Source organism: Lysobacter antibioticus HS124, from assembly GCF_000336385.2.
Taxonomy (GTDB): domain Bacteria; phylum Pseudomonadota; class Gammaproteobacteria; order Xanthomonadales; family Xanthomonadaceae; genus Lysobacter; species Lysobacter firmicutimachus.
Genome location: NZ_HG424511.1, coordinates 1 through 10928 on the forward strand (window position 1 = coordinate 1; position 10928 = coordinate 10928).

At 69.6% G+C, this 10928-nt stretch carries 7 protein-coding genes; 6 read left to right on the forward strand and 1 reads right to left on the reverse strand.

All coding sequences use genetic code 11. From position 1 onward, the window contains the following. Positions 1-325: 325 nt before the first annotated feature. On the reverse strand, positions 326-574 hold the full coding sequence (locus TX83_RS12695; RefSeq protein ID WP_064748324.1) for a glutaredoxin family protein: 249 nt from the start codon (positions 572-574) through the stop codon (positions 326-328). A 168-nt stretch (positions 575-742) separates the two neighbouring features. On the opposite strand from TX83_RS12695, the gene TX83_RS12700 reads away from it, so the two are divergent. The 6 genes from TX83_RS12700 (at position 743) to TX83_RS24090 (ending at position 10568) form a co-directional block, all read left to right on the forward strand. Next, positions 743-2146, forward strand: coding sequence for an L-serine ammonia-lyase (locus tag TX83_RS12700; protein WP_064748325.1), 1404 nt, complete (start codon positions 743-745; stop codon positions 2144-2146). 85 nt (positions 2147-2231) lie between these two features. Beyond that, positions 2232-2951, forward strand: a complete 720-nt coding sequence (locus tag TX83_RS12705; RefSeq protein ID WP_064748326.1) for an alpha/beta fold hydrolase — start codon at positions 2232-2234, stop codon at positions 2949-2951. A gap of 113 nt (positions 2952-3064) precedes the next feature. Then, positions 3065-5935, forward strand: a complete 2871-nt coding sequence (locus tag TX83_RS12710; RefSeq protein WP_064748327.1) for a xanthine dehydrogenase family protein molybdopterin-binding subunit — start codon at positions 3065-3067, stop codon at positions 5933-5935. Next, entirely contained in the window at positions 5932-6519 is a 588-nt protein-coding gene (locus TX83_RS12715) for a (2Fe-2S)-binding protein (RefSeq protein ID WP_064748328.1), read from the forward strand. The genes TX83_RS12710 and TX83_RS12715 overlap by 4 nt, the downstream gene beginning before the upstream one ends. Then, a complete protein-coding gene (locus TX83_RS12720; protein WP_064748329.1) occupies positions 6516-7799 on the forward strand; it encodes a c-type cytochrome in 1284 nt (427 codons plus the stop codon). The genes TX83_RS12715 and TX83_RS12720 overlap by 4 nt, the downstream gene beginning before the upstream one ends. 714 nt (positions 7800-8513) lie before the next feature. Next, on the forward strand, positions 8514-10568 hold the full coding sequence (locus TX83_RS24090) for a glycosyl hydrolase family 18 protein (RefSeq protein WP_079248209.1): 2055 nt from the start codon (positions 8514-8516) through the stop codon (positions 10566-10568). Positions 10569-10928: the final 360 nt, after the last annotated feature.

A 10928-nucleotide genomic window follows, 5' to 3' on the forward strand; every position in this document is an offset into this window, starting at 1 on the left:
TTTTCTTTGGTTACTTTCTTTGTCGCCTTGGACAAAGAAAGTGACCCGGCCGCTCGCGGACGGAAGCTTGGCTTTAGAGCTTTAGAGCTTTAGAGCTTTAGAAGCCTTCGAACGACAGACGCCGCGAGATCGCAAGAGCGCGGTCGCGGCTTGCGCCGCTCCTACAGGGGGCAGGACAAAGACGCGGCGAGAGGGAGAGGTGGCGGTCGCGGCTTGCGCCGCTCCTACCCTTCGCGATGGTTTCGGGCTTCGATCGATGACGGAGGCGTTGATTCCTCTGCGCGTCCCGTGGTCGCGGCTTGCGCCGCTCCTACAGGGGGCAGCTTCAGCCGCCGACCAGCCAAGCCGACAAGCGCGCCGCATCGAACGGCCAATCCAGTTCGCGCCCCCGCGCCTCATCGCGCAACACCGGCACCCGCAGCCCGTACAGCGCTTCCAACGCCTCGTCCTCGTCGATGAAGACGCTGTCGAACTCCGGCGCCCGCGCCTGCGCCAGCACCTCCAGCGCCAGGTCGCACAGATGGCAATCGTCGCGTTGGAACAGGATCAGCGCAGCAGGGGCGGTATCGGGCATCGTCAATTCGCTGTGGTATGGCGGAAAACGCGGCAAAGGCGGGGCACGCGCGCAACGGCGCCCGCGTAGAATAAGCGCCCTCCCGCCCTGGCGCGGCCCCCGGACGCACAGGCGTCCGTCCGCCCGGGACGCCAGCCCCGTCCGACCCTACGTTGGAGCAGCCAACCCGTGGCAGTCAGCAGTTTCGACTTGTTCAAGATCGGCATCGGTCCGAGTTCCTCGCACACCGTCGGCCCGATGCGCGCCGCCGCGCGCTTCATCGAGCGCTGGCTGATCGAAGGCTGCGGCGCCGGCGAACCCGGCGCCGACCTGGCCCGCACCGCGCGCGTGCGTGCCGAGGTGTTCGGCTCGCTGGCCCTGACCGGACGCGGCCACGGCACCGACAAGGCGGTGCTGATGGGGCTGGAAGGCCATTGGCCGAACCAGATCGATCCGGACATCATCCCCGACGCGCTGGAGCGCATCCGCAGCACCAAGCGCATCCGCCTGTTCGGTCGCCACGAGATCGGCTTCGACGAGAAGCACGACCTGATCATGAACAAGCGCCAGAAACTGCCGTTCCACACCAACGGCATGCGCTTCACCGCCTACGACGCCGACGGCGGCGTGATCGCCACTCGCGATTACTACTCCGTCGGTGGCGGCTTCGTGGTCAACCAGGACGAAGCGGCCGAAGACCGCATCGTCGCCGACACCACCGACCTGCCGTATCCGTTCCATTCCGGCGACGAGCTGCTCGCGCAATGCCAGCGCAGCGGCCTGTCGATCGCCGAGCTGATGATGGCCAACGAACGGGTCTGGCGCAGCGACGAGGAAATCAACGCCGGCCTGGACGAGATCTGGAACGCGATGCAGTCCTGCGTCACCCGCGGCATCCGCGAGACCGGCACCCTGCCCGGCGGCCTGCACGTCTCGCGCCGCGCGCCGAGCCTGCACGCCGAACTCTCGGCCAAGCCCGAGGCGGCGATGCGCGATCCGCTGACCGTGCTCGATTGGGTCAACCTCTACGCGCTGGCGGTCAACGAAGAGAACGCCGCCGGCGGCCGCGTGGTCACCGCGCCGACCAACGGCGCGGCCGGCATCATCCCCGCAGTGTTGCACTACTACGACCGCTTCTGCCCCGGCGCCAACCTGCAAGGCGTGCGCAACTTCCTGCTGACCGCGGCCGCGGTCGGCATCCTGTACAAGGAAAACGCCTCGATCAGCGGCGCCGAAGTCGGCTGCCAGGGCGAGGTCGGCGTGGCTTGCTCGATGGCCGCCGCGGGCCTGGTCGGCGCGCTCGGCGGCACTGCGAGTCAGGTCGAGAACGCGGCCGAGATCGGCATGGAGCACAACCTCGGCCTGACCTGCGACCCGATCGGCGGCCTGGTCCAGATCCCCTGCATCGAGCGCAACGCGATGGGCGCGGTCAAGGCGATCAACGCCTACCGCATGGCCATGCGCGGCGACGGCAAGCACAAGGTCAGCCTGGACAAGGTCATCAAGACCATGCGCGACACCGGCCGCGACATGCAGGACAAGTACAAGGAAACCTCGCGCGGCGGCCTGGCGGTCAACGTCATCGAGTGCTGAGCATGCCGATGGCGCCGCGCAGGACGCAGCGGCGGCGATCGCTGCGTTCGAGGCCAGCGTGCCCGGCCGCGCGGATCGCGCGGGCATGACGGCGCTGCGCTGCATCGTCCTGCCCGGCATGGACGGCAGCGGCGCATGGCTGGACGAGTTCGCCACGGCGATGGCGCCGCGGCTGCCGGCGAAGATCGTTGTTTATCCGCCCGAGCGCGCGCTCGGCTACGACGCGCTGGTCGGGCTCGTGCGACCGCAGCTGCCGCAGGCCGGGCCCTATCTGTTGCTCGGCGAATCGTTTTCCGGCCCGATCGCGATCCGGCTCGCCGCCGAACGTCCGTCCGGGCTCGCCGGACTGGTGTTGTGCGCCAGCTTCGCCAGCACACCGCGATTGCCCGGGTCGCCGTTGTCGGCGCGAGCCCTGGCCCGCATCGCCAACGCCTTGCCGTTGCAACGACTGCCCGCCGCCTTCGCCGCACCTTGGCTGCTCGGCCGCTGGCGCACGCCGGCGCGGATCGAACGCCTGCAGACCTTATTGCGCTCGGTCGCACCGGCGGTGCTGCGCCAGCGTCTGCGCGAGGCCGGCCAGGTCGACGTCGGCGACGCTCTGGCCGCCATCGCCTGCCCGCTGCTGTACCTGCGCGCCGAGCACGACCGGCTGGTCTCCGCCGACAGCCTCGCCCGGATCCGCGCCCGCGTCCCGACGCTGAGCGACGTCGCGTTCGACGCGCCGCATTTCTTGTTGCAGGTACAGGCGGCCGCCGCGGCAGCGTCGATCTGCGCATGGGCTGCGGAGCTGCCGGCGCAGGGCTGACCCGGCCGGACGGCTCGTCCGCCAGTCCCCTCCGCCGCTTCGCTCTCGCAACTTCACCGCATTTTGCTCCGCAGCATGTGCCTACTATCGGCACAGCCAGCCGGAGCCTGCCCATGCCCGCTCGCCTGAGTCGTCGCGACTTCCTCAAGTCCAGTCTGGTCGCCGGCATCGCCGTGTACGTCGCCGCTCCCGGCAGCGACGTCCTCGCCGCCCTGTTCGAACGCGAACGCCTCCGCCCGCCGCCGTGGGATCCGGCGCGCGGCCGCTTGCGCTACCGCACCGACGCCACCGCGAAGGTCGCCGGCGAAAAGCTCTTCAGCTACGACATCCGCAGCCGCGACCTGCCGGGTTGGCCAGCGCAGCAAGCGCACGCGATGCTGCTGCGCGCGACCCGCGCCGACCGTGTCTACCAGGGCTTCGATCTGTCGGCGCTCGAGGCCGGCCTGCAGCCCGACCGCGTCGTCGCCGCCGCCGATCTGACCCGCGACGGCGTCGCCCTGCCGCCGTTCTACGGCGAGGACATGCTGTTGCCGCCGGGCAAGACCCCGGCCTACCTCGGCCAGGCCGTCGCCCTGCTGATCTGGCACGACTTCGCCCGCTTCCGCGCGGCCAAGACCCGGCTCAAGTTCCGCGACGACCTGATCCGCTGGGGCGCGCAGACCGGCCCGATCGAACGCGAGCCCTGGGCCAGCTTCCGCTACGTGCGCGTCGGCGGCGCTACCGCGTTCGACGACGATGCCTATTCCAGCCTCAAGGACACGCCGCTGTTCCCGGCCGGCTATCGCAAGCAACTGCCGCAGTGGCCCGCGGCCGACGCGGCCGGCAAGCTCGACGCCCAGGGCATGGCCCATGCCGAGGCGATCGAGGCCGAACTCAATGCGGCCGGCGCCGGCAAGCAGGTGTTCGAACGCGAGTACTTCTCGCAGTCGATCGACACCGCGGCGATGGAGCCGGACAACGGCAACGGCTGGTTCGACGCCGCGACCGGCACTGTGCACGCGGTGTCGGCGACGCAGTCGCCGAACGAAGTCGCCGAGGACGGCGCGCGCATGCTCGCCGCCAGCCGGTTCGCGGCGAAGGCGCTGGTGCTGCATCCCTGCTACACCGTCGGCTACGGTTCCAAGGACCACAACCCGTTCCCGTTCTACGCGCTGATGGCGGCGCTGTACGGCGATGGCCGACCGGTGCGGCTGGCCAACGATCGCTACGAGCAGTTCCAGTCCAGCCTCAAGCGGCACAGCTTCCGCATGCATTACCGGCTCAAGCTGGATCGCGCCAGCGGCCGCTTCGAAGTCTTCCAGGGCCGCATGCAGGGCGACGGCGGCGGCCGGCGCAATTTCTCGCCTTCGGTGTGCCTGGTCGCGGCGACCGCGGCGCAATCGATCTACTACTTTCCGCGCAGCGACCTGGCCAGCACGGTGATCGCCTCGCGCGCGCTCGACGCCGGTTCGGCGCGCGGCTACGGGACCCTGCAGAGCATGGGCGCGACCGAAATGCTGGTCGACGAGATCGCCGCCGAGCTCGGCCTGGACCCGATCGAACTGCGCCTGCGCAACGTGTTCGACACCGGCATGAAGAACACCCAGGGCGCGATTCCCGGCGGCGTGCAGCGCGCCGGCGAGGTGCTGCGCAAGGCGCGCATGCACCCGCTGTGGACCCAGCGCGCCGCGCGCAAGCGCGAGTACGAAGCGGCCCATCCCGGCCATCGCTATGGGGTCGGCTTCGGCTGCGTGCAGAAGGACTACGGCACCGGCGCCGAGGCCGCGTTCGCCGAAGTCGCGCTGGGGCGCGACGGCCGCATCGTCCTGCGCCACATCGGCATCGAGATGGGCACCGGCATGGCCAGCAGCCAGGCCGCGCTGTGCGCGCCGTGGCTGGGGCGACCCGCCGACGAGGTCCGCACCGGCGAAACCGCGTGGCCGGAGCTGCCGATGGTCGCCACCGACGATCCCTGGCTGATGTCGCAGGCGACCCAGGACGCGCATGCCGGCGATCCGCGCTGGACGCCGAATTACGCCAGTCCCAGCAGCGCCAGCAACTCGGCCTACTTCTTCGGCCACGCCACCCGCGAGGCGGCGCGGCAGGTATTCGTGCAAGGCCTGTGGCCGGCGGCGTTGGCGCTGTGGCGCCGCGGCTACGGCGGCGGCCAGCTCGCGCCGCTGTCGGTGCGGCGCGAGGACGCGCGCTGGATCGAAGGCCGCCTGACCGCAGCCGGCCTGCAACCGCTGGCCCTGCCCGAACTCGCCGCTGCGGCCTACGAACTGGGCCTGGCGACCGGCGCAGTGGTGCATACCTTCAATCGCTGGCAATGGGCCGAAGCCGAATTCGCCCTGTCCGGCGACGAGGCGCGGCTGCCGCTCGACGGCCTCGCCTTGCGCTGGGGCGATGGCGCCGGCACCGGGCCGGGCGCGCCGACCGCGAACGGCTATCGCATGCTGCAACGGCGCCGGGTGCACTACCCGCCGACCCAGCGCAACAACGCCGGCGTGGTCTACTACAGCGTGGTCGGCACCCTGGCCGAAGTCGCGGTGGATACCGCGACCGGTCGCGTCGGGTTGCTCAACCATCACTCGATCATGGAATGCGGCACGCCGATCGTGCCCGAACTGGTGTCGGGCCAGTTGCAGGGCGGCCTGGCGATGGGCATCGGCCATGCCCTACACGAGTATCTGCCGTTGTACGAGGACGGCCCCGGCAACGGCACCTGGAATTTCAACCGCTACGCCCTGCCGCGGGCACGCGACGTCGCGGTGTGGAAACAAACCGGCGAAATGCTGCCGCCGCTGTCGGACAGCGATCCGCCCAAGGGCATCGCCGAGGTCACGATGATCGCGGTGGTGCCGGCGATCGCCAACGCCTTCGCGCACGCCACCGGCCGGCGCGTGCGCGAGCTGCCGATCACGCCGGACAAAGTCCTGGCCGCGCTGGCGCAGGACGATGCGGCCGGCGCCGGCGCCACCCTCGCCCCGGAGAGCCGCGCATGAGCGCCGACGCCGATACCCAGGGGCTGCGCAGCCGCCCGCTGCGCCTGACCGTCAACGGCCGCGCCTACGGCCCGGTCGAGGTCCCCGACGACATGATGCTGATCGACGTGCTGCACGAGTACCTCGGCCTGACCGGCACCCGCTTCGGTTGCGGCCAGGGCGTCTGCCGCGCCTGTACCGTAATCGTCGACGACGAGCGCGGCCCGCGCGAAGTGCGCAGCTGCATCACCGGCGCGCACTACTTCCACGGCAAGCGCATCCGCACCGTCGAAGGCCATGCGCGCCGCGACGACGGCGGCCGCATCGTCGAGCTCTCGCCGGTGCAGCAGGCCTTCCTCGATCACTTCAGTTTCCAGTGCGGCTACTGCACGCCGGGCTTCGTCAACGCCGCGACCGTGCTGCTGGAACGGCTGCGCCAGCGGCCGGTAGCGCGCGCCCAGCTGGAAGACGCCATCACCGAAGCCTTGAACCCTCACCTGTGCCGCTGCACCGGTTACGTGCGCTATTACGAGGCGGTGCGGCAACTGGCCCTGGATACGCCAGGGTTGGTGAGCGATGCGGAACCGAAGGAGCGCGGATCATGAGCCGGCGCAACCGCAGGCGGCCGTTGCGGCTGTTGCTGTGGCTGGCGCTGATCGCCGCGGCACTCTGGCTGATCGGCTGGGCATGGTCCTGGTGGGCGCAACGGGGCCCGGTGCAGACCGTCCACGCCAGCGCCGCGCAGATCGAGCGCGGCCGCTACCTCGCCGCGGCCGCCGACTGCGCCGCCTGCCACACCGCCGACGGCGGCGCGCCGTTCGCGGGCGGCGTGCCGCTGGCCTCGCCGTTCGGGGTCATCCACGGCACCAACATCACCCCCGACCCGGATACCGGCATCGGCCGCTACACCGCCGACGACTTCCACCACGCGCTGACCCGCGGCGAAGCGCGCGACGGCCACCAGCTGTATCCGGCCATGCCCTATGTGTCCTATCGCGATATCGCCCGCGCCGACAGCGACGCGATCTACGCCTATCTGATGACCCGCACGCCGGTCAGGCAGGCCAACCTGCGCAACGGAGTCGGTTTTCCGTTCAACCTCCGCAGCGGCATCCACGCCTGGAACGGGCTGTTCGCCGGCGCGCGGGCCACGCCGGCCTCGCAAGGACAGTCCGCGCAATGGAAACGCGGCCGGTACTTGGTCGAAACCCTCGGCCATTGCGGCGAATGCCACAGTCCGCGCGGCTGGCTGGGCCAGATCGACCGCGACCGGCCCTTGCAGGGCAATGCCGACCTGGGTCGTTTCGCCGCGCCCGACCTGACCCCGCACGGCCTGGCCGCGCGCGGCTGGGATCGCGCCGCGCTGCGCGAGTACCTCGCCACCGGCCGCGCCGCACAGGCGGTGGCGTCCGACGAGATGCTCAAGGTGGTCGACCTGTCCACTCGTCATTTGCGCAACGAGGACGTGGATGCGATCGCGACCTACCTGACCGGCGATCGCGCCGCGCCCGCGCTGGCACTGGCCGCGCCGGCCGAACCGCCCGCGCCATCGCCGGCCTACGATCGCTATCTGGCGCTGTGCGCGGGCTGCCATGGCCGCGACGGCGACGGCGTGCCGCATGTCGCGCCGGCCTTGCGCGGCAACAGCGGCCTGCGCGATCCACGGGCGCACAACCTGATCGTCGCCATTCTCGACGGCCTGCCCGAACACGTCTTGCCCGGGATGGAACGCATGCAGGAGATGCCCGGCTTCGGCGAAGAACTCGACGATGCGCAAGTCGCCGAACTCGCGCAGTGGCTGCGCAACCGCTACGGCGGCCGCAACGACGCCGTCGCCGCGCAACAGGTGCGCGACCTGCGCGAAAGCCGCGCCGCGCACCGCTGAACCTGTACGGTCGAACGCGCGCGGACACGCCGCGTTCGCTGCCGCAGCCGCGATCCGAGGCGTGGACAGGCCGCATCGCACCGGCGGCCGGCGGCTCGGCGAGCCTTCGAACCGCGCCACTGCGGCACGCGCCGGATTGATGCGCCGGACACGATTGCGCAACGCAACATGAAGCCGCATGCGGAGACGAGAAGCGCGTCGCGCTTGTCTCGACATGACAAACAATGTCCAACGGACATGGACTTATCTCACTGTTTCTCAGGCTCTTTTCGCGCATGATTTCGCTGCGTCGCAGCAAACGGTCGCCAACTGAACCAACGTTGTCAGCCGATTCTGTGAACTGCAGCGCAAAGGCCTAGCGAGTACGTTGACAACGTTGTCACGCGTCGCCAGTTTGCACACGAACGAGCCGGACGCGCCTGCGCGCCGCTCGCGCCAGACACGCTGCGGCGGGCACAGGAGGACAGCCGCTCTCTCCACAGGGGATCGCGACAACGCGTACGACCGGCCCATCGCACCGGTCGCGCCGCTGCGGCGGCAGTACGCGGCAGGACAGGCAGCAGCACCCGACGGCGCATTGCGCCGATCACTCGAGGGAGCCCGAGCTCCCCGGCAATGCGCAGGGCCAGCAGCCCTTTTCAAACACGGCGGGGATCTGCCGTCGGCCGTTCGCGGCCGGCGAAGTCTTGACTACGCACGGGAGAGGAAGCACTCATGAGACACGCACGGTCCGCAAACCTGCTGTTGTTGTCGGCGTTGGCCGCCACGTCGTCGCTGTCGACGGCGTATGCGCAGGCCTCCTGCAATGGCGTTCCGGCCTGGAACCCGTCCACCATCTACGCCGCCGGCGACAAGCTGACCTACCAGAATCACCTGTATCAGGCCAACGGCCCGATCTGGAACACCCCGCCCACCCATTGCCCGAGCTGCAACTACTACACCGACCTGGGTGTATGCGGCACCGGCCCGGGCAACAAGCCGCCGACCGTGTCGCTGACCTCGCCCAGCAACGGCGCCAGCTACAACGTGGGCGCCAACATCGCGGTCAGCGCCAATGCCGCCGACAGCGACGGCAGCATCGCCAGCGTCGAATTCTTCCGCGGTACGACCTCGCTCGGCGTCGACACCAGCGCGCCGTACAGCGTGACCTGGAGCAACGCCAGCGCCGGCAGCCACAGCTTCACCGCGGTGGCCAAGGACAACCAGAACGCCACCACCACCTCGTCCCCGGTCAGCGTCACCGTCAACTCGGGCCCGGCCGACACTACACCGCCGAGCGTGCCCGCCGGCCTGACCTCGCCCGCGCAGACCTCCAGCAGCGTCTCGCTGAGCTGGAACGCCTCCACCGACAACAGCGGCGGCAGCGGCGTGGCCGGCTACGACGTCTACCGCAACGGCAGCCTCGCCGGCTCGCCGACCGGCACCAGCTACGTGGTCAACAATCTCGCCGCGAGCACCAGCTACACCTTCACCGTGCGCGCCCGCGACAACGCCGGCAACGCCTCGGCGCAGAGCGCCTCGATCAGCGCCACCACCAAGCCGGCCACGCCGGGCGGCAACAAGAAGGTGATCGGCTACTTCGCCCAGTGGGGCATCTACGGCCGCGGCTACCGGGTCAAGAACATCGACACCAGCGGCTCGGCGTCCAAGCTGACCCACATCAACTACGCCTTCGGCAACGTACGCAACAACCGTTGCGAAGTCGGCCTGACCGTGCCGTCGGATCCGAACACCGGCGTCGGCGGCGACGCGTTCGCCGACTACACCAAGTCGTTCCAGGCCGGCGAAAGCGTCAGCGGCGTCGGCGACACCTGGGACCAGAAGCTGCGCGGCAACTGGAACCAGCTCAAGCAGCTCAAGGCCAAGTACCCGAACATCAAGGTGCTGATCTCGCTGGGCGGCTGGACCTGGTCGCGCGGCTTCTCCAGCGCGGCGCGCGCCGAAAACCGCCAGGCCTTCGTCGCTTCCTGCGTCGACGCCTACATCAAGGGCAACCTGCCGGTCACCGACGGCGCGGGCGGCGCGGGCGCAGCGGCCGGCGTGTTCGACGGCATCGACATCGACTGGGAATACCCGGTCGCCTGCGGCCTGACCTGCGGCACGCCGGAGGACAAGGCCAACTTCAACGCGTTGATGGCCGAGTTCCGCAAGCAGCTCGACGCGGTGCGCCCGGGCCTGCTGCTGACCGTCGCCGTCGGCGCCGGCATCGACAAGATCCGCGTCACCGATCCGGCGGCGTACCACCAGTACCTGGATTTCATCAACGTGATGACCTACGACTTCCACGGCGCGTGGGATCCGAAGACCAATCATCACTCGGCGCTGTTCGCCTCGCCCAACGATCCCTCGACCGGCGACCAGAAGTTCTATAACTCCAACGACGCGATCGAAGCCTTCCTGAGCCGCGGCGTGCCGGCCTCGAAGATCAACCTCGGCATCGGTTTCTACGGCCGCGGCTGGACCAACGTGGCCAACGTCAACAACGGCCTGTACCAGAGCGGCAGCGCCGCCCAGGGCACCTACGAGGCCGGCATCGAAGACTACAAGGTGCTGAAGGGCAAGCCCGGCACGATCTACACCGACGCCAACGCCCGCGCGACCTGGAAGTACGACGGCAACACCTTCTGGAGCTACGACACGCCGGCGCTGATCGGCGAAAAGATGCAGTACGTCAAGGCCCAGAACCTCGGCGGCGCGTTCTTCTGGGAGTTCAGCGGCGACGACGCCCAGGGCGAACTGGTCAACGCGATCAGCAACGGCCTGAAGTAAACCGATCCGCTTCACCCCCTCTCCCGCGCGGGAGAGGGGCCGGGACGGAACTCTCTCTCCGTCCCGCCCACGGGTTTCCTGCATCGCGAGGCCGGCTGCGCTAGCCCCTCGATCCAGTTTTTGCAAAGCCGCGGCGAGCGATACGCCGCGGTGATCTGCAACGGAGCGCCGATCACCCCCCCGATCGGCGCTCCGATTTCGTTTTTTGTCGCAGCCGGCACCGTTGCCGTTGCCGTTGCCGTTGCCGTTGCCGTTGCCGTTGCCGTAATGAGCTTGGCGCCGCACCGACCTCGCGAGAACGCCCTGAAGCCCCGGAGGGCGGCCCGCAGGGAGGCGGGCCGTGCGCAGCCAGGCCAGGGA

Bases quoted from the DNA above. Each gene is read 5' to 3' on its own strand.
- TX83_RS12695 (WP_064748324.1), bottom strand. From the start codon at position 574: ATGCCCGATACCGCCCCTGCTGCGCTGATCCTGTTCCAACGCGACGAT.
- TX83_RS12705 (WP_064748326.1), top strand. From the start codon at position 2,232: ATGACGGCGCTGCGCTGCATCGTCCTGCCCGGCATGGACGGCAGCGGC.
- TX83_RS12710 (WP_064748327.1), top strand. From the start codon at position 3,065: ATGCCCGCTCGCCTGAGTCGTCGCGACTTCCTCAAGTCCAGTCTGGTC.
- TX83_RS12715 (WP_064748328.1), top strand. From the start codon at position 5,932: ATGAGCGCCGACGCCGATACCCAGGGGCTGCGCAGCCGCCCGCTGCGC.
- TX83_RS12720 (WP_064748329.1), top strand. From the start codon at position 6,516: ATGAGCCGGCGCAACCGCAGGCGGCCGTTGCGGCTGTTGCTGTGGCTG.
- TX83_RS24090 (WP_079248209.1), top strand. From the start codon at position 8,514: ATGAGACACGCACGGTCCGCAAACCTGCTGTTGTTGTCGGCGTTGGCC.